Genomic DNA, 23273 nt, shown 5'->3' with positions numbered 1-23273 from the left:
CATGAAACAGAAACTTGTAGTGTGGTTAGACAGTGTAGGTATAGAGGATGTGCCGTTGGTTGGTGGAAAAAATGCATCCTTGGGAGAAATGTTAAGGAACCTCTCCAGCTTAGGGATCAACATTCCCTACGGCTTTGTGGTAACATCTTACGCTTACTACGAGTTCCTAAGATACAACAAACTGGAGGAAGCCATAAGGAAGATCTTAGACGGTCTAGACCCAAACAATATACAGGACTTAGCTAAGAGAGGTCATGAGGTAAGAGAGCTTATAAGAGGAGGAGAGTTTCCTCCAGAATTGGAGGAGTTGATAAAGAAATACTACTCTGAATTGTCTCAAATGTATAACTCCTTTGCGGTTGATGTGGCGGTTAGGTCTTCGGCTACCGCAGAGGACTTACCCCATGCATCCTTTGCAGGACAGCAGGAAACGTATCTAAACGTGGTGGGTGCAGAAAACGTTTTAACTGCGATAAAGAACGGCTTTGCTTCCCTTTTCACGGACAGAGCAATATCCTACAGACACTCCTTTGGCTTTGATCACTTAAAGGTTGGCATAGCTATGGGTGTTCAAAAGATGGTGAGGTCTGATCTGGGTGCCTCTGGTGTTATGTTCACCTTAGATACAGAATCAGGTTTTAAAAACGCTGTGGTGATAAATGCTACATACGGTTTAGGTGAGCTGTTGGTTCAGGGAATGGTAACTCCGGACGAATACATGGTCTTTAAGCCAACCCTTCAGGCGGGATACTCAGCCATAATAGAGAAAAAATTGGGTAGAAAGGACAGGAAAATGGTTTACGGTGCAGGTCAGGAAAGGACAAAGATAGTAAATGTGCCTCTGTCTGAACAAAAGCGTTTTGCTCTTACAGATGACGAAATTCTAAAGCTTGCAAGATGGGCCATCCTCATAGAAGAACACTACACTAAGAAAAATGGTAGGTGGACGCCGATGGACATAGAGTGGGCAAAGGATGGTATTCTAAACGAGCTGTTTATAGTTCAAGCCAGACCAGAAACTGTCCACTCAAGAAAAGAGGAAAACGTGCTTAAGGTTTACAAATTTAGTGTGCCTTTGGAAGAAAGGGTTAAAAAGAGAGTCCTATACGGTATAGCGGTAGGAGACAAAATAGCACACGGAAGGGTAAGAGTTATTCACGACCTAAAGGATGCGGGGCAGTTTGAAGAAGGGGAGATATTGGTTACAGATATAACTGACCCAGACTGGGAACCTATAATGAAAAAAGCCAGCGGTATTATCACAAACAGAGGGGGAAGAACCGCTCACGCAGCGATAGTTGCAAGAGAGCTTGGTATTCCCGCAGTGGTGGGAACCCACAAGGCTACGGAGGTGCTCAAAACCGGAGATACAATAACCCTTTCCTGCGCAGAGGGTGAGGTGGGCTATATTTATGAAGGATACATACCTTACGAAGTAGATGAGATAAACCTTAGGGAAATACCCAGACCTAAGACAAAAGTTATGATGAACGTAGGCAATCCAGAATCCGCTTTTAAGTATTCCTTTATACCCAACGATGGGGTAGGCTTGGCGAGGGAGGAGTTCATCATAGCAAACTACATAAAGATTCATCCTTTAGCCCTTTTACACTACGAGGATCTAAAGGCTTTGGTAAAGAAGTTGGAAGAGTGTGGTGCTATTGATGATAAGGGTGTTTGCTCCATGGCTTCCATATACAAGCATGCGCAAGAGCCCTTGAAAAGCAAGTTAGCAAAAGGTAAAGACAGAAAACAGATAGCTCTAAGAAAACTCATCGAGGATATTGAAAATCTAACTTTTGGTTATGAAGATAAAACCCAATACTTTGTAAAGAAACTATCCTACGGAATAGCCAAAATATCCGCCGCCTTTTATCCAAATCCTGTGATAGTGCGCTTTTCAGATTTTAAATCCAACGAGTATAAAGGTCTAATAGGGGGAGAGTTGTTTGAACCTGAGGAAGAAAACCCAATGTTAGGATGGAGGGGTGCATCAAGGTATTATTCAGAAACATACAAAGAAGCCTTTGGGCTTGAATGCCAAGCCATTCTAAGAGTTCGCAACAAAATGGGGCTTACAAATACTAAGGTTATGATTCCCTTCTGCAGAACGCCGGAAGAAGGAGAAAAAGTGCTCAAAGTTATGGAGGAATACGGGCTTAAAAAAGGAGAAAACGGTTTGGAAGTTTATGTGATGGCTGAACTTCCATCTAACGTAATTCTTGCAGACAAGTTTGCAGACATATTTGATGGTTTTTCCATAGGTTCCAATGATCTTACCCAACTTACCCTTGGTTTGGACAGGGATTCGGGATTAGTGGCCCATCTTTACGATGAAAGAAATGAAGCGGTGAAAAGGCTCATATCCCAGCTTATAAAGGTAGCAAAGGAAAAGGGAAAGAAAGTAGGCATATGCGGTCAAGGTCCTTCCGATTTTCCAGACTTCGCCGAGTTTTTGGTAGAGGAAGGAATAGACAGTATTTCTTTAAATCCAGACTCAGTATTAAAGACACTACTGGTAATAATAGAAGCAGAAAATAGAAGTAAGCAGGTGCGGATATGAAACTCCTTGAGCGCATCAAAAAATTAAGCCTTCCTACGCTTAAAAAGTCAAAACCCCAGATAGCCCTACAGGTTGGTCAGAGATTTATAAGACTGCTCAAAAGTGGAGAAAAACCATCCTTTCCACCCCAAGAAGTGATCTTTGAGGATGGTGACGAAAATAAAAAAATAACTGTGTTAAAGGATTTGGTGAATAAGTTTGGAATACAAGGGGAGGGGGTTATAACTTGCATACCTGCTACCGATGGTATGCTAAAACTTTATAAATACCCCTCAACCATAAGTCAGAAAGACTTAGAAAATGCCATAAATTGGATAGTAAAAAAAGAATCAGCGGAAATAAAGGAAGAGACAGTGTATGACTATTTCATTCTAAGGGATGAAAAGGTCTTAAATGTAGCCTTAGTAATGGCACGTGCGGAATCTGTTAATAGACTGGCCAACCTGATCCATTCTGTGGGCCTAAAGCCCGAAATAGTTGATTATGAAGTACTTGCCATTGCAAACTACGGAATATATCACAAACTTTCCATTCCCTTCTCTATTTTGTATATAGACTACGATTACTCCATACTTCTATCGTATAGCAGTTCCAATCTTGTTTATTCAATTACACATTGGAGCTATTGGGAATACAGTAAAAACAACGATGAAGAGCTATTGGAAAGCTTTCTTGCAGAAATTAGGAATTTAATCGTCATAAATGATATATCGAACATTTACATCGCCGGTGTAGCATTGGCAGACGAGAGTTTCTTAGAGCGATTGCTTGAAAATTTACCAGTAATAGGAATCCTGGATGTTGGAGAACTCCCGCCCAACTTTTTTGTCCCTTATATACTTAGTATAAGAGAGGGGCTAAAATGATAAGAATTAACCTGCTCAAAGAAAAAAAGCCAAGAAAAGCGGAAATTTCTCCTTACAAAAAAACTTTAAGAGAAATAAGGATAGGCGAACTTGTTAAGTTGGTCAAGGTAGAGGTGTATCTTTCTGTAGCACTATGGCTAAGTGTTTTGGGTGTAGGGGCATGGTATTGGAAAGCCTCAACGCAGTTGAACAAGATAAAAAGGGAAGTGGATCAACTACAAGCGGAAAAAAACAGACTGAGCGTTCAGGTCCAGCGGATAGTTGAGGAGAAAAAGAAGATAGAGTCTGAAATAAACCAATTAAAAAGTGAGATAGACGCCTTGGATCGCAGTAAAGACATATTAATAGGTTTAAAAGAGCTATACATTCCTTTCAACGAAGGATTTAAAACCTTCTCTTCTTCCGTTCCTCCTGCCAGCTGGATCATCGCATACAACCAAACCCTAGACGTAGGGAGTGGAAAACTAACCACAGAATTTGAGTTAAGCTCTTTTGATTATAATAGCATAAGCGCTTACACAGTTAGCTTAAAAAAAGCCAATAACGAAGTTTTTGTAAGTAGCATAGAAAGAAAAACAAATCCCAGTGGCTATGAGTACTATTTGGCTAAGTTAAACATAGAAAGGAATATTGGAGGGAAATGATGGAAAAGCTGAAGGCTCAATGGGAGGCTCTTCCGCAGTGGCAAAAATACGTGATTTTGATCTTTTTACCCATAGCAGTAATAGCTTACATTTATTTAATGTTCCTATCTCCACTACAAGAAGAGCTTGAAAAAGCTAAAAAAGAAAAGGATCAGATCTATTCGGAGATAGAGCAGTTAAAAAGGCTAACAGATCCCAGGTCGTTAGATTCGCTTAAAAGACAAAAGGAACAACTACAGGTACAGCTTTCACAAAAAAAGCAGGAGTTGGAAAAGGTCGTTGGAGAAATCCCCTCTAAAAAGGACCCAGGCACAGTGTATAGAAGATTGGGGCTGATAGCTAAGAAGAATGGGGTTGTAATCCTTTCAGCAAACCTTGGAAAACCTGTTGAAATAGGGTATGATATAGAGAAAGTAGAAGAGGGTAAACGGATTGTTAAGATCGCAAAAGATCAAGGGCAAACGTATGTCAAATATCCTACTGCAGAACTAAAACTCTCTTTTATTGGTAGCTACTCTCAAATAGTTAGTTTTCTGAAGGACTTAGGTGAAGAAGGTTTTGTCTCTTATCCCTCTTCCCTGAGGATTAGTAAGTTTGAAGGAGAAAAGCTCAAAGGAGATATTACCTTATTTGTACTTATGAAGGAGGAAAGTTTATGAAAGTTTTATTCGTATTATTGGTTTTTCTATTTATAGCTTACACAAAGGAGCCTTTTACTGATTTGGAGGGTGTGGTAGGATACATAGTTGTGGAAAGGAAAGGAAAAGTAGAGAATTATTTAGTAGTTGAAGGGAAGGATGGTGGTTTTAGGATGGTAAAAGTTGATAAAAATCCAAAACAGTTTTTAAGGAAGGGAGAAGATGAGTCGCAGAAAAGGTAAGCTAAAAGTAGGAGTTATAAGCTTAGGTTGTTCTAAAAATCTTGTGGATACGGAAGTATTACTGGGCAAGCTAAAACAAGCAGGGGCGGAATTTACTAACGATCCTAAGAAGGCAGACACGATAATTATAAACACCTGTGGGTTTATAAATCCAGCCAAAGAGGAGGCAATAGACTATATCCTTGAGTATGCGGGAAAGAAAAAGGTTATAGTGATGGGTTGTTTGGTAGAGAGATACAAACAGGAGCTGATAAAAGAGATACCAGAGGTCTCAGCTTATTTTGGAACAGAAAGTTGGGATGAGATTTTGGAGTTTTTGGGGCTTGAAAAAGTAAAAGAAAATAAAAGAATTCTTACAACACCAAGGTCCTATGCTTACCTTAAAATTTCCGAAGGATGCAACCGACTTTGCTCCTTTTGTGCTATACCCCAAATAAGAGGTAAGTACAGATCAAAGCCTATAGAAGATTTGGTGGAAGAGGCTAAATGGATAGCTCAGCAGGGGGTTAAAGAAATATGCGTGGTTTCTCAAGACACTACTTATTACGGTAGAGACCTGTATGGAAAAAATGCTATAATTAAGCTTCTTGAGAAGCTTGAGAAGATAGAGGGCATAAACTGGATAAGACTTTTATACTTATATCCAACAGATGTTAGCGATGATCTTATAAACTACATAGCCAAATCTTCAAAGGTCCTTCCCTACTTTGACATACCTTTTCAACACGTTTCTAGCAAAATTTTAAAAAGCATGAGAAGGGGTTACGATAAGAACTTTGTAGAGAAGTTAATAGACAAAATACTCCACACCATACCTGATGCGGTGATAAGAACAAGTTTTATAGTTGGCTATCCAGAAGAAAGTCCGAAAGATTTTCAGGAGCTATTAGAGTTTGTGGAAAAGGGCTACTTTTACTGGGTTGGGGTTTTTAGTTATTCCTTGGAGGAAAATACTCCAGCAGAAGTCTTGGGAGATAGGGTAAGCTACGAGGAGAAGGAAAGAAGGAAGAATGCTCTTTACGAAGCTCAAAACGAGGTGATCCAAAAGAAATACAAAGGTTTGCTTGGAAAAAAATTTAAGATGTTAGTGGATGGATACGATGAAGACTTGGGCATTGTCCCAGTTGGCAGGCTATGGTTTCAGGCTCCAGAGGTAGATGGAGTTTGTTATTTGGAAACTGAGTGGGAAGTGAAAGAGGGAGAATTGGTGGATGTTTTGGTAAAGGACTTCAAAGAACAGGATCTACTGGTTGAATTTACGTGTGAGTGAAGGAAGAAAGAAAATAGAATTACATCTTTCCTCCCTTCCGGTGCCAAAAAGCAACAGATACATAAGAAAAAAAGGTGGTAAGGTTTTTAAACCTCCCAGAATAAAAAACTGGGAAATGAGAGCCATTTGGGAAATTAAGCAGCAATACAGCGGTGATCCATTAGAGGGACCGTTATCTATGGAGGTTATCCTTGTGCTACCAAATAGAAGGAAGAGAGATATTGATAATATGCTGAAAAGTCTTTGGGATGTGTTAGAAAAGGCAGGAGTAATAAAAAATGACAATCAGATATATGAGATAAGAACCATAAAGCGAATAGAAAAAAATACGCAGAAAACCATCATTTACATAGATCATTTGGAATAATTATTGGGCGCTTCTAAAGTATTCTGTGGGATCTAAGGGAATACCTTCCTTATTTCTAAGTTCAAAATAAAGCGCACAGTTCTCAGAGTTGTTTTTCCTTCCCACCAATGCAATTTGTTGGTTTTTGGATACTTGTTCCCCTCTTTTTACTAAATTTTCTTGATTATTTGCATATATAGATATAAACTTTCCATGGTCCAATATAATCATGTTTCCATATGCTTGTAGGTCATTACCACTGTATATTACTTTTCCATCTTCAATCGCTTTAACAGGAGTTCCACACTCTGCAACTATATTCACTCCTCTATTCCTTTTTGTAATACTACCTTCCACAGGCAAAGGCAAGCTGTTTTTTGGAATTCTCTCATCAGTTTGCTCGTTTGGTGTTCTTTCTTCTGTTTTTTGAGGTAGAGAGGGTCTACTTTCTTTCTCTGCAGACACTACATCACGAACCCTATCCTTAACAGGTATTTTTACAACCGTCCCTTTCTCTAACCATTTACCCTTTAGCTCTGGGTTTAACCTCTCCAACTCCTCTTTTGAAACACCCAACCTTTTTGCTACATGCTCAAGTTTAGCACCTTTTTTTACAACATAGGTTTCATAGTTTTCAGTTATTTCTTTTTGTTGCCTTATAGGCACCTTCACCTTTGTGCCTTTTGATAACCACTTTTGTTTCAACTCTGGATTCAACTTTTCTAACTCTTCTTTAGAAACTCCTAAGTTTTTAGCTATATCTTCCAGCCTACCACCTCTTTTGACTATGTATATTTCATACTTTTCAACCTTCTCTTTTTTTCCTCTCTCAACACGGGGCACCTTCACCACAGTTCCTTTTTCCAACCACTTACCCTTCAATTCTGGGTTTAGCCTTTCCAACTCCCTTTCTGAAACTCCAAGCCTTTTGGCTATATGCTCCAGCCTACCACCCCTTTGAACTACATAGGTCTCGTAGTTTTTTATCTGATTTTGAGTTCTTTTACTAACAGATCTTGCAGGAATCTTTATTTCCTGACCTTCTAATAGTTTGGTTGTTTTTAGGTTGTTAAAACTTTTTAACTCTCTCCAATCCACTCCGAATTTCTTTGCTATACTCTCTAAGGTATCTCCTTTTTTGACTTTATAAATAGCGTAATCTTCTGTCCTTGGGTTTTTAGCCTCTGAAACGGGTATGCATATCCTTTCTCCTATCTTCAATTTGTTTGGATTTATATTTTTATTAGCTTCTAATATTTCCTGAGTTTTTACTCCATAGCTTTTTGCTATTTTTTCCAGCGTCTCTCCACTTTTAACCTTGTGATATTTACACTCTTGAGCAAAGGAAAAGTTGAATAAAAGGCTAATACTTAATATAAAAACCCCTTTCTTCATGGCTAACAGCTTCCTTTATTATTTCCATTTTATCCACCCTTGCTCCTTTTGGACCTTCCCACAGTTTCCATATAAAGTCCTGTAGCACATCGTTCTCTCCTTGGGCGAATAATTCAACCCTACCATCCGGTAGATTGCGTACCCATCCATCCAAACCATAACTTTCAGCTAAGCGCTTTGTCCAGCTTCTGAAACCTACACCCTGCACCAAACCAGATAAAAATATCCTATAGGCACTGATATGTTTTGTTTGATGGTCCATCTTGTTAGATTATAACACACGAAACTGCTATGAGTTTCCAATAAAAATTGACATACTGCATAATGGAATACTTAACAACAACTATTTTAGAAGAAAAGCATAAGGTATAATATATCTATGGAAGAGCAAAAAAACGAAGAATTAGCTGATCTGTGGCAAGAAGCGCTTAAGGAACAAGAAGAGAAAACAAAAGAAAAAGAAGAGTCCAAAGCACTTTCAACGTCAGAAATTCAAGAGAAGTTAAAGAAATTTTTAGACCTTCCTTTGGTGGTAGAGGTTGTAGTTGGTTCTACAACGCTTACTTTGGGGGAAATACTGAATTTGGGTCCAGGATCTGTGGTAGAGCTTGATAACTTGGTAGAAGAGCCTGTGGATATAAAGGTAAACGGCAAGCTTATAGCAAAAGGTGAGATAGTGGTCGTGGAGGATAAATTTGGAGTGAAGATAACGGATATTGTAGAAAAAGAAGAAAGGGTTAAAAGATCACTTTAGTATCTTCCAGTTATGTAGTCTGCCACAGAAGATGCTGCTATTGATTTTGGTTTTACCACCGGTTTTAATCCTTGAGCCAAAACAAAGCCTATGGCTTCCTTTAGAATGATGGAAGAGTTGTGCTGAGGGTTTGGGTTTATGTCAAGATGAACCTCAAAAGGTCTGTTGCCCACCACGTCTATGAGCTCTAAGGCGGTATAAACAGCTCTGCTGACTTCTTCCATAAGCCTCTGCCTTAGAGACCTTATACGCTTTACTTTCTCAGTTTTCCAAAAGACCTTTGCTCCTCTACAGGAATCTATATGAACTACTACCACGGTAACGAAAACCGTGCTATCATTTACCTGACGAGAGTCACATCCAACGTATATAGCGGTCCTTTCGGAAGTACCTTTTATAAATTCCTTTACTTCTTCAAAGCTCTTTATTTGGGGCATTGAACGTTCCTTTGAATTCAACTGTCTTTAAATAGGTAGGTTTGAAAAAGATCCAATCTTTCATGTTTTCTGCACTTCTTCCGTAGCACACCTCACACAAAAGCCCGTCAGCTACCAACTTAGAATTGTCATCACAGCAGTCGGACAGGTTCCAAAACTCATAATTGTCGTGAAATATTAGCTTGCGACAACTCAGACATTGGTATAGCTTACATCCCATTGATTCCAAGAACTCTTCAACTTCTTGATCCAAGGGCAAGTCCTCAAGTTCAAAGACTGTCTTTAGAAATTCTATTTGCTTTTGACTTAACTCTTTAACCTTCATGTAATATATTTTATTCACATGTTGGTTGATGAGTTTGATGTAGCTGTAATAGGTGGGGGTCATGCGGGTATAGAGGCTGCTTTGGCATCTGCTCGCATGGGAGCAAAGACAGTAATGTTTGTGCTAAATGCGGATAACATAGGGCAGATGTCCTGCAATCCTGCCATAGGTGGAGTAGCAAAGGGAATTGTGGTAAGAGAAATAGATGCCCTTGGTGGGGAGATGGGAAAGGCTATAGATCATACGGGCATACAGTTTAAGATGCTGAACACGAGAAAGGGAAAGGCTGTTTGGTCTCCAAGGGCTCAGGCGGACAAAAGAGCATACAGAGAATACATGAAAAAGGTCTGCGAAACCCAAGAGAACCTTCACATAAAACAGGACGAGGTAGTGGATATTATCGTAAAGGATGGAAGGGTTGTAGCTGTAAAGACAAGGCTTGGGCTTGAATACAAGGTAAAGGCTGTAGTGGTAACTACCGGAACCTTTTTGAACGGTCTTATATACATAGGAGACAAAACCTTTCCCGCCGGCAGGGCTTGGGAGCCAAACTCTACCGGACTTTCTGAGTTTTACAAAAGGCACGGCTTTCCGCTAATGAGATTTAAGACAGGCACACCTGCAAGGCTTGACAAAAGAACCATAGATTTTTCCAACCTTGAGATTGCACCGGGAGACGATCCACCCCCTAAGTTTTCCTTTTGGACAGAACCCGTAGGCACATACTGGTTTGAAAAAGGGAAAAAACAGGCTGTTTGTTGGATAACCTACACCACACCAAAGACCCACGAGATAATCAGAAAAAATCTACACCGAACCGCGCTTTATGGAGGTCTCATCAAAGGTATTGGTCCAAGGTATTGTCCATCCATAGAGGACAAGGTGGTAAAGTTTCCTGATAAAGAAAGACATCAGGTATTCTTAGAGCCGGAGGGTTGGGACACCATAGAAATATACCCAAATGGTCTTTCTACCTCTCTTCCTGAGGAAGTCCAATGGGAGATGTATAGGTCCATACCCGGTTTAGAAAAGGTGGAGCTCATAAGACCTGCCTATGCCATAGAGTATGACATAGTTCCACCTACTGAGCTTTATCCCACATTAGAGACAAAGAAAATAAGGGGGCTTTTCCATGCGGGCAACTTTAACGGCACCACCGGATACGAAGAAGCAGCAGGTCAAGGCATACTGGCAGGCATAAACGCTTGTCTGAGAGCCTTTGGAAAGGAACCTATATATCTAAGAAGGGACGAAAGTTACATAGGCATCATGGTGGACGATTTAACCACAAAGGGAGTTACAGAACCTTACAGACTCTTTACATCAAGGTCCGAATATAGACTTTACCTAAGACAGGACAATGCTATCCTCAGGCTCGCAAAGTTGGGAAGGGAATTAGGACTTTTGTCTGAAGAGCAGTATAAACTGGTGCAGGAGTTGGAAAGGGAAATAAACTCCTGGCTTGAGTTTTATAAAGGATATAAAGTTTCCGTAGCCATAGGCTCAGATATAAAGCCCTACAGCCTATCCCAGCTACTCACCTCTGAATACTCCATACACGACCTTAAAAGCTTGGGAGTAGCAATTCCAGAACACCCTTATGTCGCAGAGGAGGTGGAGATTGAGCTAAAGTATGAACCCTATTTGGAGAGGGAAAGGAAACTAAATGAAAAGTTGAAAAAGCTTGAGGACACACCCATTCCCGAAGACATAGACTACGATAAAGTGCCCGGGCTAACTCATGAAGCTAAGGAAAAACTTAAGAAGTTCAAACCTTTGACTGTGGGGCAGGCTAGCAGAATAGATGGCATAACGCCCGCTACTATAACCGCTTTGCTCGCATACTTAGGAAAGTTGGACTAATATGATCATAGTTTTTGTAGTCCTTTACATGCTCTTTACTTTGATCTTAGGTGTATATGCAGGTAGGTTGGTTAAAAATTCACGGGACTACATACTTGCAGGTAGAAATCTACCTTTTTATATGGCTACCTTCGTAGCCTTTGCTACCTGGTTTGGGTCAGAAACAGTCTTAGGTGCATCCTCTGTGATGGCAAAGGAAGGTCTTTGGGGTGTAGTGGCAGACCCCTTTGGCGCAGCTCTATGTCTAATACTCGTTGGTCTTTTTTTTGCCAAACCCCTCTACAGAATGAACCTTCTTACTTTTGGAGATTTTTATAGGATCAAATACGGCAGGAAGGCAGAGATAGTCGCAAGCATTATGCTCATTGCTTCTTACTTTGGCTGGATAGCTGCTCAAATGGTTGCCATAGGTATAATCCTTCACATCACCACAGGCATATCTCAAAGCTTTGGCATAATAATTGGCTCCCTTATAGTGCTTTTATACACCTTTTTTGGAGGTATGTGGGCAGTTTCTCTGACGGACTTTATACAGACCGTAGTCATTGTCTTAGGTTTAATCTTTGTGCTTTATGAGGTTTCCAATGGCTTTTCTGATGTAGTCCCAGTAGTTGCATCCCAACCTCCAGAATACTATAAGTTCTTTCCAAGCTTTAGCATAGAGGAGATTCTTCTTTTCGTTAGCGCACTGATAACCATAGGGCTTGGCTCTATACCTCAGCAAGACGTGTTTCAAAGAGTGATGTCTTCGAGATCAGAAAGGGTAGCAGTTCTTTCTTCTATAACCGCAGGGTTTATGTATCTTACGGTAGCCCTAATCCCACTGCTTTTGGCTATATTTGCAAGGGTTAAATATCCAAACCTGCTTGACATAGACCCCCAGCTTATGTTGCCCACCATGATCATGGAGCACACTTCTCAGATAACAAAGGTTTTATTCTTTGGAGCTTTACTTTCTGCTATTATGAGCACCGCAAGCAGTGCTATTTTGGCACCGTCTGCGGTGTTAAGCGAAAACATACTAAGACCAATCTTTAAAAACCTTTCGGACAGAGGTTTTTTAAGACTAACCAGGGTTAGCGTAATTATAGTGACGCTTTTGTCCTTAGCCTTTGCCTTTGGTGGCGAATCTATATTCAGCCTTGTGGAAAGTTCTTCTGCGCTTAGCTTGGTATCCCTTTTCGTTCCTATGGTTGGAGCGCTTTACTTTAAGACTTCGGACCAAACCTCCGCAGTGGCAAGTATGATATGCGGATTTTTTGTGTGGGTTGTGTTGGAATACGTATTCCATCATCAATTTGCACTGCTTGCTGGACTTGGTGCCAGCCTTCTTAGTTTCCTTTTGTTCTCCTTACGCTCCAAACTTAGAAAGTCTTAGGGAATGGGCAAGCATTAAGTTTATCAACTTTTTTGCAGGAAAGATGCCAAGTTCTCCCTTTAAGCACTCTCTTTCGGTAAATCTGTTGGATGTCATACCAAGCACATACGGAGATTTTAAAAGCACGGGCACAGGATGCCAAGAGTGTCCCTTCAAAAGGGAAGGCGTGGAATGATCCCCCGTTATGACCAGCACCTCTGGGTTCAAAGCTAAGATCTGCGGTAATTTACTATCAAATTCCTCTATAACCTTAACCTTACCCTCCCAGTTTCCATCCTCTCCGTAAGAGTCAGTTTTTTTGATATGTAAGAAGAAAAAGTCATAATTATTCCAGTTATCCTTTAGCACTTTTATTTGATCCTCCAGACTTTGTCCTTGAACATCCAAAACATCCATACCAACCAGGCTTGCAAGGCCCCTATACATCGGATAAACCGCTATGGCACAGGCTTTAAGTCCAAACCTTTCTTCAAAACTTTTCATCTTTGGCTTTTGGGAAAAGCCTCTCAAAAGTATATAGTTTGCCTTTGGTTCGTCCTTTAAGACTTCGGAAGCCCTTTCTAAAAACTTTTTTACCACATCTGCTACCTTCTGAGAATGCTCGTTTTTTCCCTTAGGTTCAAGGGGAGGCTTGCCTTCCTTTTGAGGGTCCGTATCGTTTATGAGAGCGCTGTCTTCTGGAAGTGGTTCAGGAAACCTCAAAACTACCGCTAACCTATGTTCCATACCCGCTTCCAAAAGCACCTCTACTCCGTCTATAACTTTTATAGACTCCTTTAGTTTTTGAGTTATCCTTCTGTTTTCCTCCGTAGGGATCCTTCCAGCCCTTCTGTCCTTGACTATTACACTTCCGTTTTGGTATTCCACAGTGGCGTAGTTGCCCCTTATAGCTATGTCTGTTTCCCTTACAGTCAATCCAAGTCCCAAGGCTTCCAATATTCCCCTTCCTATTTGATACTCCACCGGATCGTATCCAAATATACCCAAATGCCCTGGACCGCTACCCGGAGTTATTCCGTAATCCACAGGCAGGTGCAAACCCAAGGCAGACTCCTTAGCTAAGGCGTCCAAGTTTGGAGTGTTTGCAATCTCCAATTCAGTTTTTCCACCCTTTACCGGAAGCCCACCTATTCCATCAAGAACGATCAGCAGGATCTTACTGTTGTTCTTTTGTATTAGACCTTCCAGCATCACTCTAACATTTTAAACTAGAAAACCAACAAGAAAACTTGGTCCTTAACTATCAATAACGATCTCGCTCCAAAGCTTTGTGTAGTCTTCTAAGTCTAAGATCTTAAAAATTTCCTTGTATGGATGTAAAGAATTCTCCAATTCCTCTTCTAACTTCTCTTTGCCTAAAATCTTATAACCCACATCCAAAAGAAAAGACAGAAAGCCCAAGATTTCTTCTTTCCTACCCTTAGGATCCGTTCTAAAGTACACACTCCCTTCCACTACTTTGAACAGGTCAGAGGATGCCAAATAATAGAGTATGCTTTGGATCGCTTGACTGCTATGCCTTAAAATTATGCTATAAACCGTATTGATCAAAAGAAGATGAAGCACTTCCCAAAAGTTTTCCATAGGCTCAAAGGGCACAAGCTCCAATAAAAAGCTCTCCTTATAGGGTTCCATTTTGGATATTTCTATCCCATCCCTATCCAGTAGGGAAGCCAACAAAACACCGTTTTTGCACACAAAGTGCATTCTTTCGTTTCCTCTTTGTAGCGTTAGCAAGCCACTAAATCCTTTCCTTATAATCCCTAAGAAAATTTTTCCCAGTTCCACAAAGTCATCAGAAAGATTGTTTATCAATTTTTTCGTTGAATGTCTTAGCATGAAGTTTTCTAAAAGATTTTCAGACATGCTAACTATGCTTATCGTGTAATCTTTTCTGGTGCTAAGAAGGAAGCCAAAGAAATCAGGGCTGTAGGGATAAAGCGCTAAGAACTTGCCTCTTTTGAAATAGGCATTGTAACTGCCGTTAGCTTTGCTTATACTAATCCAACCTGTAAATTTACTCAGCTTAAGGCTTTCAAATATGGAAAACACGTTTATATTCGTCAAACTTACATTTTTGACTATGTAGTTTATCTCAAAGGCTTTTTTATTAACCTCGGGAGTTATAAACTGTCCTATATCCAGAAATCCTGACCGTAAAAGTTCCTCCAGTTTCCTTATTTCAGAAACCAACGTATTCTTGGACGTAAGGATTGCAGAAATAACAGTCTTTCCATCGTAATGGTGCATACCATCAAAGGGTTTCAACACCCTAAGGGTGGCAAAGGGTGTTATGATAAGAGTTAAAAGGGATTTAAACTCTTGGTAAGCAAGCTGAAGCTGAAGGATCAACTCCTCAGCAGATATAGGTTCGTGCAGTTTAAGGAAGTTATCTCTCTCCACGCCTGTTTTGAATGCGAACAAAGCATTTGGATTATCTAGCATGTTAAATAAGCTATAAATTAAAAGGGACAGCGTGTTGGCCTCTGAATCGACAAGGTCTTCCATTTCTACATAAAAACCCTTTATATAGCCTTTCTCAATGTATAACTCTATGGATTTACCTTCCAAGTAAATCCCAAGTATGCCCTCTTTGTTAGAAAGATATCCATTAACCAGATCAACAAAGTCCTGTTGGGAAACAAAATAACCCGAGATCATCCTAACATTCTCTCCAAACGTGATAGCAACAATGCTTCTATCATACTAAACGCCTCTTTTACCCCTTTACCTCTAATAGCGCTGGCACATACCGAGGATAATCCATCTTTGTTTATTTTCTCCTCTAAGACTTCTAAAGGAAGCACATTGTCCAAATCCATTTTGTTGTATTGTATGACCTTAGGAACCTCTTCGTACCTTTTGCCTACCTTAGATAAATCTTCTTTGAGAAGTTCAAAAAACCTTATGTTTTCCTCAAGCCTGTGGGCTTGAGCATCTGCAACAAAAACTATACCATCCACACCTTTCAAGACAGTTAGCCTCATGTCTTTGTATATTTCTTGACCGGGCACCGTATAGAGTGCAAAATAAGCAGTCATGTTGCTAACAGGCACTTTTTTAGTTGAAAAGTCAAAGACTAGGGTTCTTTCACCTTTTGTATCTATTTTTGCAAGCTTTAAACCTTCCAATTTGGAAAGACTTTCTAAGTTAGTAGTTTTACCAGACATTGCAGGACCATAATAAACAACCTTTAGTCTTATGAGCTTTTTGTCCAAATCTACGATCATAGGCTCCCTCCTTTGAAATTTAATTTACCCTAAAATTAGTATATAATAAATTTTGTAGAGCCGGTAGCTCAGCCTGGTAGAGCAACGGACTTTTAATCCGTGGGTCGAGGGTTCAAATCCCTCCCGGCTCACTTTGAGTAAGCTTTTCTTTGCCTTTGTCCTTTAGCACTTTTAACTTAGCCCTTGCTATAGCCAAAGCACCCCCTTCTATGTTTTTGTTTATTACTGAGCCACCTGCTATGTAAGAATAACTGCCAATCTGTATGGGAGCTATTATCAGAGAATTACTGCCTATGAAGACATTTTCCCCTACGTAACTTTGGTATTTCTTTTTACCGTCGTAATTGGCAAAGACTACACCTGCGCCTACGTTAGTGCGATCGCCAATGGTCGCATCGCCTATGTAAGCAAGATGCTTGGCATTGACTTGGTTTCCTATGTTTGATGCTTTAACTTCTACAAAGTTCCCCACGTGAGATCTTTCACCTACAACTGACTGGTTCCTCACGTGTGCAAAGGGACCCACCACTGCCCCACTTTTTATGTAGGAATCTTTCACCACACTGTATGGTTCCACTATTACGCCTTCTTCAAGAATGGAGTTCTGTATAATGCTTCCCCTTCCTACCCGCACACCTTTACCCAATCTACTGTTTCCCATTATGGCAACCCCTGGTTCTATTTCCACATCACCCTCCAAAACTACGCTTGGCTCTATCCAAACAGTTTCTGGTTGATGGATCGTATTACCCTCCTTAGCTAACTTTTCTATTATCCTTAGCCTTATCACGTTTTCCGCTATAGCAAGCTCCCAACGATTATTAACTCCCATAACCTCCGCCTGCTCCTCCGCCATAAAGCTTCTGACTACAAACCCCCTTTGACTCATTAAATTGATGACTTCAGTAAGATAAAGCTCTCCGCTTACTGGACTTGGCTTTACTGAAAAAATAACGTTCAGCAAATGTGGGCTGTAAAAAAGATAAACTCCACCGTTTATTTCTTTTATCTGTTTTTCTTCAAAAGACGCGTCCTTTTCTTCCACGATTTTTATTACATTGCCCTGACTGTCCTTTACTACCCTTCCGTATCCTGTTGGATCGGGAAAGAAGCTGGAAAGTATAAGGGCGCTTAGCTTTATGTTTTCATACTCTTCAACTAAGTGTATATATCTTTGCATGTTTTTTATGGTTTGGCTTTTTACCAAAGGATTATCCCCGTTGATTACAAGAAGGTAGCCTTGATAATCTCTCCAAAAGTCTATGGCTGAAATGACCGCATCGGCAGTCCCTCCCTTCGGATTTTTTTGAGTAAAAAACAACAGGTTATCTTCCCCCTCAAATATTTTCTTAACCTCTTCAGCCTGATGTCCAACCACGACCCCTATATCTTTTACGTTGAGTTCCTTAATTGTTTGATACACATACCAAACCATGGGCTTGTTCATTATGGTGTGCAACACTTTTGCCTTTTTACTCCTAAACCGACTACCCAATCCTGCCGCAAGTATTAAAGCTCTCATAGTTACTTTCAACCTAACACGTTTTTTGGGAATATATGATAAAACGATTTAAACAGCCTTTCAACTTCACACAATTTAAAACACACAAGCTCCGTCCTTTGTTCCTAATTGATAAGATCCTCATAGCGCTCAATCATGGACTTTCATCTTTTTATTTCAAAAAACTTTTCAACAAGCAGTTGTGCTTCTTTGAAAGGCCTGTACTCCCATTTTACCCTGTGATTAAAACGAAGGTCATCCAACAGATTATAAAGACTCATAACCGCTCCAGTTTTTTCACTTTTTGCCAAGAAAACTACTTTTTCTATGCGAGCTAAAATTAGTGCATAAGCACACATAGGACAGGGCTCCAAAGAAACATACATAGTGCAACCATAAAGGTATTTTGTCTTAAGTTTTTTTAAGGCCCTTTTTATAGCCAACATTTCCGCATGGGCTGTGGCATCTTTTAACCTTTCAACCTTGTTGTGCGCTCTGGATACTATTTTGCGGTCCTTTACGATTATGGCACCTACGGGTACCTCTCCAATCTTATAGGCTTTTTTTGCTTCTTCCAAGCAGGCTTTTATCCACCTTTTTTCCATAGGGGTTTATATTATTAAATATGAAGTTTTTCATAAAAACCTTCGGTTGTCAGATGAACTTTAACGACTCGGAGAGAATAAAGGGGATTTTACATAGCTTGGGATACGAGCAAACAAATAACTACGAAGAGGCGGATCTAATACTTATAAACACTTGTACCATAAGAGAAAAACCAGACCAAAAGGTATACTCCTATCTTGGTGAGTACAAAAAGATAAAGGAAAAGAACCCAAAGGCACTGATAGGAGTGTGTGGTTGTTTGGCTCAAAGAATGGGTTGGGAGCTTGTTAAAAAAGCTCCAGTAGTGGATATTATGTTTTCCTCCTACAACATACACCAGCTTCCAGAGCTTATCCAGCAAGCGCAGGCAGGTTACAAGGCTATAGCCATATTGGAAAATCCACCCGAGGACGAAGATAAGCTTTGGGAGTATCCAACCGTTAGGGACAATCAATACTGTGCATACGTTACAGTTATGAAAGGATGTGACAAAAACTGCACTTACTGTGTAGTGCCAAAGACAAGAGGAAGGCAAAGGTCAAGAAGCTTGGAAAGCATTCTATCGGAGGTAAAGTATCTAATAGATGATGGTGTTAAAGAAATACACCTTCTTGGACAGAACGTAACCGCTTGGGGTCAAGACATAGGCATGCACTTTTCTGAACTGCTTTACAGAGTTGCGGAGGTGGATGGAGTAGAAAGGATAAGATTCACCACAGGACATCCAAAAGATATGGACGAAAAAATAGCAAAGGCAATAGGAGAGATACCTCAGGTTTGCGAACATATACACATGCCTGTGCAAGCAGGTTCTAACCGTATCCTAAAACTCATGGACAGAGGGTACACAAAGGAAGAATACTTGGAAAAAATCCAAATGCTAAGAGAATACAAAAAGGGCATAACTTTTTCTACAGACGTTATTGTAGGCTTTCCTACGGAAACCGAAGAAGACTTTGAGGAAACCATTGATTTGATAAAAACTGTAAAGTTTGAACAGCTCTTTTCCTTTAAGTTTTCTCCAAGGCCCCAAACTCCCGCTTACTCTATGGAAGGTCAGGTAGAAGACGAAATAAAGACCGCAAGGATGGAAAGGCTTTTGAATGTTCAAAAGGCTATTCTTTCTGAAATAGCCAAAGGATACGAGGGCACCTATCAGGAAGTTTTAATTGAAGGTTGGGAAAATGGCAAACTGATAGGAAGGACGCGCACCAACAGATGGGCCAATGTGGAAGGACCAAAAGAGCTCTTAGGTAAAACTGTGTTGGTGCAGGTGGTAAAAGCACATCCGTATAGCTTGGATTGCAAACTTGTTTCAGTCCTTTCTTAGAATTTCTACCACGCTCAATTTCCCTGCCCTGTAGGCAGGTATAAGGCTTGCCAAAAGTGAAATCAGCAATGCCAAAACAAAAGTAATAATTCCATCCACCAGTTCTATGTTGGAAGGAATGTGATCCATCAGATAAACTTCTGAAGGCACCCTTATAAGCCTGTAGTGGTTTATCAAGAACTGCCCAACAAAAGCCAAGAATGTTCCAAAAACGGCACCGCTGAAACCTAAAATAAGACCCTGCATTAAAAAGGTAAGCATTATGTCTTTCCTCTTAAATCCGTAAGTTCTAAGCACCGCTATATCCCTTACCTTGTCCCTTACTTTCATAAAAAGCAGGCTTGTTATGTTAAAGGAGGATAGGGTTGCCATGAGCAGTAAGACAAAGAAAATAGCCATCTTTTCAAGCTGTAAAGCGTTAAAGAGCTGACGATTTAGGTCTATCCACGAACTAACAAAAGCCTTTGAACCGAATATTCTCCCTATCTTTTCCTTTACCTCTTGGGCTAAGTAAGGATCCTTTATATACACCTCGTAACCCTTCAGTTGCCATTGCTGTCCAAAGAATTTTTGAGCATCCTCTATGGGCATTATTACTGTTAGATAATCCTGCTCAAAAGTGCCCGTTTTTATAAAACCTACCACCTTGTAGTATCCCACCTTTGGGACAAAGCCAAGGGGTGTTCTCACACTGAACGGAGAAATTAACACTATCTCATCCCACAATCCTATACCCAATAAACTGGCTAAACCTTCCCCTACCAAAACACCACCTTCTGCGTTTAAACCTACCTCTTCCTTCTTCATTCCCTTCACACTCACCGCTTGCACTCTTCCTTCTTTGGAAATCATACCCTGATATATTGTTACATAAATCACATTCTTTACTTCAGGAAGGTTTTTTAATTTCCTTTCTTCTACCTCGTAGTTACCCTCTTCAATTACGCTGATTATTACATGAGGTGTGGTGGATAAAATTTTTTCTTTGAGCGCCTTTTGAAACCCAGAAAAAGTGCCCATCGTAAGCAATATGGCACTTACGCTGAGAGATATTCCCAAAAAAGCAATTAGAGATACTAACAGAGCAGAACCTTTAACGCTCGTAAGATATCTGATAGCTAATCTAAGAATCAAACTCATAAAGTCCTAAGTTTATCCAGTATTTCTCTTTGGCGATTAATTATGTAGTTCCTTAATTTTTTTAGATCTGAAGGCTTTAAATCTAATTTAAAACCTAATCTAAAATAAACTTCATCTTGCTTACCTATGATATTTTTTAACTCTCCAACTGCATTTATCGGGCTTTCTCCAGGAATCTCTATAATTAAAGGGATGTTATTATGATAAACTTCCTTACTGTCTGTGCCTAAAGCTGAAAACAGCTTTTCTACCTCTTGTTTTGAAAGCACAATACCCACACCTTTTTCGCTAATATCTACTGCCTTTGCAGGACCTATGCATTCGTCGCCTATGCAAAAAGACACAAAAACTGGCTTGTTTTCATCTGGTTCGACCCTTACAAACTCCCTCATTATAACTGGGGGTGGAGGGCTTATACTGTTAGCCGAAAGAACCAGCTCATCTCTTATATTGCTAAAGATGTCACATTCAATGTAAATTTCACCTAACTTTATATACACTTTCTCTTCAGCAAAAGCGCGCCTAAATTTACACTCAGAAAAATCAAAACTTATGAACCTGTCCTGCAAAGAAACCCACTTAACCTTTAACCTAATTTTGACCGGAATACCGTGCCAAGTGGTTATTATTTCATAGCTATGTCCCTCTTTTATGTCTTTTAGTATGTCATAAACATTCATAAAGAGTATTATACGCTGGGTAAGAAATTACCTAAGCACAGTTAAGGCAAAGAATTAATATAATACGGTTCCAACTTAAAAACATCCTCTCCCTTGTCACCGGACAGGAACCTTTCGTATGCCAGAAGGGCTCCGTAGGCTGAAAAAGGGAAAAAATCAAGCTGGTAGTTGGCAAAATCCACAGAATGGGACCTTAGGGCTATTACGTTACCTTCCAAAGGTTCTCCCTTCCAAACTTTTACTGGGCTTAAAGAGCTTCCATCACTCACCCTGTAAAATAGGTTTCTGCTTACCTTCAGGAAAGCAGACTTTGGTGGGGGAGTTAAAGTGTATTTAAGCATAAGTTCTAAGTTTTCGTATGTGTATATAGGTTTTTGGTTTATGTATGCTAAGGTTTTCATAAAGGTTATTCCCACTCTAAGGGAGGTTAGATAACCTACTCCGATGGATACACAAAAGGCATCAAAGTCTTTTGGTTCCAAGCCCAGTTTTCTAAGCACAGTGGGCAAAAGTTCCAAAGACTTTTTGTTGCTATCCTCATAGTAAATTAAGGTTAGCTTTCCATTTTCTAACACCGAAAGGTTTAGGAAAGAAAAGGAAGTGTCTAAGGAAAGTATTTTCATAAAGGTGTTTCTTCGTAGTGTTTGTAATTTTGTTCCCAAAGATAGGCAAGTTTCAAAAGTGTGGTTTCATCAAAGGCTTTTCCTATGAGCTGTCCCCCTACGGGCAGTCCATTGGTCTTTCCTATGGGAACAGATATGGCCGGAAGTCCCGCTAAATTTACGCTAACGGTAAATATATCCGCCAAATACATCTTTATTGGGTCGGAAGTTCTTTCTCCAAACTTAAAGGCAGTGGTAGGTGAGGTGGGACAAGCTATAACATCAACCTTTTTGAAAGCTTCTTCAAAGTCCCTTTTTATGAGAGCTTTTACTTTCATTGCTTTTAGGTAATAGGCTTCGTAGTATCCGGTAGATAGTGCAAAGGTACCCAAAAGTATTCTCCTTTTTACCTCTGGACCAAAACCGTAATCTCTGGTTTCTGCATACATCTGGTTTATGTCTTTGGCTTTTGCCCTGTATCCAAATCGCACGCCGTCATACCTTGCCAAATTGGAGCTTGCCTCCGAAGGTGCGATTATGTAGTATGTGGGTATGGCATACTTGCTGTGGGGAAGGGATACTTCCTCCAATTCAAACCCTTGAGATTCTAAAAACTTTAAAAACCCATCGAAGCACTCTTTTACTCCTTCTTCTATCTCAAATTCAAAAAACTCTTTTGGAATGCCTACCCTTAGCTTTTCTGGGACATTTTCTATCTCCTGGCTGAACTTTGGCACCTCCACCCTTACACTGGTGGAATCTTTTGGGTCAAAACCGCTTATAACCTCCATGATCAGCGCTACATCCTTTGCCCACCTCCCAAAGGGTCCTATCTGATCAAGGGAGGAAGCAAAGGCAACCAGTCCATAACGGGAAACTCTTCCATAAGTTGGCTTTAGCCCAATAACACCACAAAAGCTCGCGGGCTGTCTTATGGAACCTCCCGTGTCTGAGCCGAGGGAAAGTGGTACAGATTGGACCGCAACTGCCACCGCAGAACCACCAGAGGAGCCTCCCGGCACCCTTTCTAAATCCCATGGGTTTTTTGTGGGAAAAAAGGCAGAGTATTCTGTGGATGAGCCCATGGCAAACTCGTCCATGTTGGTCTTCCCAACTATCAAAGCACCCGCAAGCTTAAGTTTTTCTACAACAGTCGCATCGTAAGGGGATATGTAGTTTTCAAGGATCCTTGACGCACATGTGGTGGGGTATCCTTCTACGTTTATGTTGTCCTTTATGGCGATTGGTATGCCATAAAGGGGATAGTCTTCTGGATTTTTGTTTTCCAAAGCCTTTGCCTGTTCCCTTGCATCTTCGTAAAAAGCGGTTATGTATGCTTTAACTTTATCCTCTGTTTCTAAATATCTGCTATAAAAAGCGTCCAGCACTTCCACAGGTTTTACTTCTTTTCTTTTCATCAAAGACAAAAGCTCATAAGCAGATCTCTTCCAAAGCATGATGCC

Annotated in this window: 24 protein-coding genes and 1 tRNA gene; 12 read left to right on the top strand and 13 right to left on the bottom strand. The window is 40.3% G+C overall.

Annotated elements, in window-relative coordinates; all coding sequences use genetic code 11:
• Position 1: 1 nt before the first annotated feature.
• Genes ppsA through K217_RS0103495 form a run of 7 tightly spaced genes read left to right on the top strand, consistent with a single transcriptional unit; the run spans position 2 to position 6590 of the window.
• Positions 2-2563, top strand: coding sequence for a pyruvate, water dikinase (gene ppsA / locus K217_RS0103525; RefSeq protein ID WP_029551753.1), 2562 nt, complete (start codon positions 2-4; stop codon positions 2561-2563).
• On the top strand, positions 2560-3429 hold the full coding sequence (locus tag K217_RS0103520; protein ID WP_029551752.1) for a type IV pilus biogenesis protein PilM: 870 nt from the start codon (positions 2560-2562) through the stop codon (positions 3427-3429). Before ppsA ends, K217_RS0103520 begins: the two co-directional genes overlap by 4 nt.
• Positions 3426-4073 (top strand): PilN domain-containing protein, encoded by a 648-nt coding sequence (locus K217_RS0103515; protein ID WP_029551751.1) that lies wholly within the window; start codon positions 3426-3428, stop codon positions 4071-4073. Before K217_RS0103520 ends, K217_RS0103515 begins: the two co-directional genes overlap by 4 nt.
• Positions 4070-4732 (top strand): hypothetical protein, encoded by a 663-nt coding sequence (locus tag K217_RS0103510; RefSeq protein ID WP_197017591.1) that lies wholly within the window; start codon positions 4070-4072, stop codon positions 4730-4732. The genes K217_RS0103515 and K217_RS0103510 overlap by 4 nt, the downstream gene beginning before the upstream one ends.
• Positions 4729-4953, top strand: a complete 225-nt coding sequence (locus K217_RS0103505) for a hypothetical protein (protein ID WP_029551749.1) — start codon at positions 4729-4731, stop codon at positions 4951-4953. Before K217_RS0103510 ends, K217_RS0103505 begins: the two co-directional genes overlap by 4 nt.
• Entirely contained in the window at positions 4934-6223 is a 1290-nt protein-coding gene (rimO, locus tag K217_RS0103500) for a 30S ribosomal protein S12 methylthiotransferase RimO (RefSeq protein ID WP_029551748.1), read from the top strand. Before K217_RS0103505 ends, rimO begins: the two co-directional genes overlap by 20 nt.
• Positions 6216-6590, top strand: coding sequence for a RusA family crossover junction endodeoxyribonuclease (locus tag K217_RS0103495; RefSeq protein WP_231476989.1), 375 nt, complete (start codon positions 6216-6218; stop codon positions 6588-6590). The genes rimO and K217_RS0103495 overlap by 8 nt, the downstream gene beginning before the upstream one ends.
• Here the strand turns inward: K217_RS0103495 and K217_RS0103490 are convergent, their stop codons facing one another.
• Entirely contained in the window at positions 6591-7964 is a 1374-nt protein-coding gene (locus tag K217_RS0103490; RefSeq protein WP_038028091.1) for a LysM peptidoglycan-binding domain-containing protein, read from the bottom strand.
• Positions 7933-8226 (bottom strand): acylphosphatase, encoded by a 294-nt coding sequence (locus K217_RS0103485; RefSeq protein WP_029551745.1) that lies wholly within the window; start codon positions 8224-8226, stop codon positions 7933-7935. The genes K217_RS0103490 and K217_RS0103485 overlap by 32 nt, the downstream gene beginning before the upstream one ends.
• Positions 8227-8343: 117 nt before the next feature.
• Between K217_RS0103485 and fliN the strand changes: the two genes are divergently transcribed.
• Positions 8344-8718 (top strand): flagellar motor switch protein FliN, encoded by a 375-nt coding sequence (gene fliN, locus K217_RS0103480; RefSeq protein WP_029551744.1) that lies wholly within the window; start codon positions 8344-8346, stop codon positions 8716-8718.
• On the opposite strand, the gene K217_RS0103475 is transcribed toward fliN, so the two are convergent.
• Positions 8715-9155: a ribonuclease H-like YkuK family protein gene (locus K217_RS0103475; protein WP_029551743.1), complete on the bottom strand. Its 441-nt coding sequence runs from the start codon at positions 9153-9155 to the stop codon at positions 8715-8717. The two genes, fliN and K217_RS0103475, sit on opposite strands and share 4 nt — an antisense overlap.
• Positions 9133-9480 carry a hypothetical protein gene (locus tag K217_RS0103470; RefSeq protein ID WP_029551742.1) on the bottom strand — a complete coding sequence of 116 codons (348 nt, stop codon included), beginning with the start codon at positions 9478-9480 and terminating at the stop codon, positions 9133-9135. The genes K217_RS0103475 and K217_RS0103470 overlap by 23 nt, the downstream gene beginning before the upstream one ends.
• A gap of 18 nt (positions 9481-9498) precedes the next feature.
• On the opposite strand from K217_RS0103470, the gene mnmG reads away from it, so the two are divergent.
• Positions 9499-11343, top strand: a complete 1845-nt coding sequence (mnmG, locus tag K217_RS0103465) for a tRNA uridine-5-carboxymethylaminomethyl(34) synthesis enzyme MnmG (protein ID WP_029551741.1) — start codon at positions 9499-9501, stop codon at positions 11341-11343.
• Between the two features lies 1 nt (position 11344).
• Positions 11345-12721 carry a high affinity choline transporter 1 gene (locus K217_RS0103460; RefSeq protein ID WP_029551740.1) on the top strand — a complete coding sequence of 459 codons (1377 nt, stop codon included), beginning with the start codon at positions 11345-11347 and terminating at the stop codon, positions 12719-12721.
• Here the strand turns inward: K217_RS0103460 and K217_RS0103455 are convergent.
• The 3 genes from K217_RS0103455 to K217_RS0103445 are packed head-to-tail and all read right to left on the bottom strand — an operon-like array spanning position 12695 to position 15951.
• A complete protein-coding gene (locus K217_RS0103455; protein WP_029551739.1) occupies positions 12695-13912 on the bottom strand; it encodes a 2,3-bisphosphoglycerate-independent phosphoglycerate mutase in 1218 nt (405 codons plus the stop codon). The two genes, K217_RS0103460 and K217_RS0103455, sit on opposite strands and share 27 nt — an antisense overlap.
• A 45-nt stretch (positions 13913-13957) precedes the next feature.
• Positions 13958-15382, bottom strand: coding sequence for a hypothetical protein (locus tag K217_RS0103450; protein WP_029551738.1), 1425 nt, complete (start codon positions 15380-15382; stop codon positions 13958-13960).
• Complete coding sequence (locus K217_RS0103445; RefSeq protein ID WP_029551737.1) at positions 15379-15951, bottom strand: GTP-binding protein; 573 nt, start codon at positions 15949-15951, stop codon at positions 15379-15381. The genes K217_RS0103450 and K217_RS0103445 overlap by 4 nt, the downstream gene beginning before the upstream one ends.
• A 57-nt stretch (positions 15952-16008) precedes the next feature.
• Here K217_RS0103445 and K217_RS0103440 point away from each other — a divergent pair.
• Positions 16009-16082, top strand: a tRNA-Lys gene (locus tag K217_RS0103440).
• Here the strand turns inward: K217_RS0103440 and glmU are convergent.
• Together glmU and K217_RS0103430 are read right to left on the bottom strand one after the other, a co-directional pair.
• Complete coding sequence (glmU, locus tag K217_RS07565) at positions 16064-17473, bottom strand: bifunctional UDP-N-acetylglucosamine diphosphorylase/glucosamine-1-phosphate N-acetyltransferase GlmU (protein ID WP_029551736.1); 1410 nt, start codon at positions 17471-17473, stop codon at positions 16064-16066. The genes K217_RS0103440 and glmU overlap by 19 nt on opposite strands.
• Positions 17474-17616: 143 nt before the next feature.
• On the bottom strand, positions 17617-18057 hold the full coding sequence (locus tag K217_RS0103430; protein WP_029551735.1) for a nucleoside deaminase: 441 nt from the start codon (positions 18055-18057) through the stop codon (positions 17617-17619).
• Between the two features lie 20 nt (positions 18058-18077).
• On the opposite strand from K217_RS0103430, the gene miaB reads away from it, so the two are divergent.
• Entirely contained in the window at positions 18078-19388 is a 1311-nt protein-coding gene (gene miaB / locus K217_RS0103425; RefSeq protein ID WP_029551734.1) for a tRNA (N6-isopentenyl adenosine(37)-C2)-methylthiotransferase MiaB, read from the top strand.
• Here the strand turns inward: miaB and K217_RS0103420 are convergent.
• The 4 genes from K217_RS0103420 to gatA are packed head-to-tail and all read right to left on the bottom strand — an operon-like array spanning position 19374 to position 23267.
• The gene (locus K217_RS0103420) at positions 19374-20528 is read right to left on the bottom strand and encodes an ABC transporter permease (protein WP_029551733.1); all 1155 of its coding nucleotides are present in this window, start codon (positions 20526-20528) and stop codon (positions 19374-19376) included. The genes miaB and K217_RS0103420 overlap by 15 nt on opposite strands.
• Positions 20525-21208 carry a PilZ domain-containing protein gene (locus K217_RS0103415; RefSeq protein WP_029551732.1) on the bottom strand — a complete coding sequence of 228 codons (684 nt, stop codon included), beginning with the start codon at positions 21206-21208 and terminating at the stop codon, positions 20525-20527. Before K217_RS0103415 ends, K217_RS0103420 begins: the two co-directional genes overlap by 4 nt.
• Positions 21209-21249: 41 nt before the next feature.
• The gene (locus K217_RS0103410; RefSeq protein ID WP_029551731.1) at positions 21250-21831 is read right to left on the bottom strand and encodes a tRNA threonylcarbamoyladenosine biosynthesis protein TsaB; all 582 of its coding nucleotides are present in this window, start codon (positions 21829-21831) and stop codon (positions 21250-21252) included.
• Entirely contained in the window at positions 21828-23267 is a 1440-nt protein-coding gene (gene gatA / locus K217_RS0103405; RefSeq protein ID WP_029551730.1) for an Asp-tRNA(Asn)/Glu-tRNA(Gln) amidotransferase subunit GatA, read from the bottom strand. Before gatA ends, K217_RS0103410 begins: the two co-directional genes overlap by 4 nt.
• Positions 23268-23273 lie beyond the last annotated feature (6 nt).

It is taken from the genome of Thermocrinis jamiesonii (assembly GCF_000702425.1).
GTDB lineage: Bacteria > Aquificota > Aquificia > Aquificales > Aquificaceae > Thermocrinis > Thermocrinis jamiesonii.
This window is presented reverse-complemented; position numbering and strand designations above follow the sequence as displayed.

Excerpts from the sequence above, each read along its gene's own strand:
- ppsA (WP_029551753.1), top strand. The coding sequence starts at position 2 with ATGAAACAGAAACTTGTAGTGTGGTTAGACAGTGTAGGTATAGAGGAT.
- K217_RS0103520 (WP_029551752.1), top strand. The coding sequence starts at position 2,560 with ATGAAACTCCTTGAGCGCATCAAAAAATTAAGCCTTCCTACGCTTAAA.
- K217_RS0103515 (WP_029551751.1), top strand. The coding sequence starts at position 3,426 with ATGATAAGAATTAACCTGCTCAAAGAAAAAAAGCCAAGAAAAGCGGAA.
- K217_RS0103510 (WP_197017591.1), top strand. The coding sequence starts at position 4,070 with ATGATGGAAAAGCTGAAGGCTCAATGGGAGGCTCTTCCGCAGTGGCAA.
- K217_RS0103505 (WP_029551749.1), top strand. The coding sequence starts at position 4,729 with ATGAAAGTTTTATTCGTATTATTGGTTTTTCTATTTATAGCTTACACA.
- rimO (WP_029551748.1), top strand. The coding sequence starts at position 4,934 with ATGAGTCGCAGAAAAGGTAAGCTAAAAGTAGGAGTTATAAGCTTAGGT.
- K217_RS0103490 (WP_038028091.1), bottom strand. The coding sequence starts at position 7,964 with ATGAAGAAAGGGGTTTTTATATTAAGTATTAGCCTTTTATTCAACTTT.
- K217_RS0103485 (WP_029551745.1), bottom strand. The coding sequence starts at position 8,226 with ATGGACCATCAAACAAAACATATCAGTGCCTATAGGATATTTTTATCT.
- fliN (WP_029551744.1), top strand. The coding sequence starts at position 8,344 with ATGGAAGAGCAAAAAAACGAAGAATTAGCTGATCTGTGGCAAGAAGCG.
- K217_RS0103475 (WP_029551743.1), bottom strand. The coding sequence starts at position 9,155 with ATGCCCCAAATAAAGAGCTTTGAAGAAGTAAAGGAATTTATAAAAGGT.
- K217_RS0103470 (WP_029551742.1), bottom strand. The coding sequence starts at position 9,480 with ATGAAGGTTAAAGAGTTAAGTCAAAAGCAAATAGAATTTCTAAAGACA.
- mnmG (WP_029551741.1), top strand. The coding sequence starts at position 9,499 with ATGTTGGTTGATGAGTTTGATGTAGCTGTAATAGGTGGGGGTCATGCG.
- K217_RS0103460 (WP_029551740.1), top strand. The coding sequence starts at position 11,345 with ATGATCATAGTTTTTGTAGTCCTTTACATGCTCTTTACTTTGATCTTA.
- K217_RS0103455 (WP_029551739.1), bottom strand. The coding sequence starts at position 13,912 with ATGCTGGAAGGTCTAATACAAAAGAACAACAGTAAGATCCTGCTGATC.
- K217_RS0103450 (WP_029551738.1), bottom strand. The coding sequence starts at position 15,382 with ATGATCTCGGGTTATTTTGTTTCCCAACAGGACTTTGTTGATCTGGTT.
- K217_RS0103445 (WP_029551737.1), bottom strand. The coding sequence starts at position 15,951 with ATGATCGTAGATTTGGACAAAAAGCTCATAAGACTAAAGGTTGTTTAT.
- glmU (WP_029551736.1), bottom strand. The coding sequence starts at position 17,473 with ATGAGAGCTTTAATACTTGCGGCAGGATTGGGTAGTCGGTTTAGGAGT.
- K217_RS0103430 (WP_029551735.1), bottom strand. The coding sequence starts at position 18,057 with ATGGAAAAAAGGTGGATAAAAGCCTGCTTGGAAGAAGCAAAAAAAGCC.
- miaB (WP_029551734.1), top strand. The coding sequence starts at position 18,078 with ATGAAGTTTTTCATAAAAACCTTCGGTTGTCAGATGAACTTTAACGAC.
- K217_RS0103420 (WP_029551733.1), bottom strand. The coding sequence starts at position 20,528 with ATGAGTTTGATTCTTAGATTAGCTATCAGATATCTTACGAGCGTTAAA.
- K217_RS0103415 (WP_029551732.1), bottom strand. The coding sequence starts at position 21,208 with ATGAATGTTTATGACATACTAAAAGACATAAAAGAGGGACATAGCTAT.
- K217_RS0103410 (WP_029551731.1), bottom strand. The coding sequence starts at position 21,831 with ATGAAAATACTTTCCTTAGACACTTCCTTTTCTTTCCTAAACCTTTCG.
- gatA (WP_029551730.1), bottom strand. The coding sequence starts at position 23,267 with ATGCTTTGGAAGAGATCTGCTTATGAGCTTTTGTCTTTGATGAAAAGA.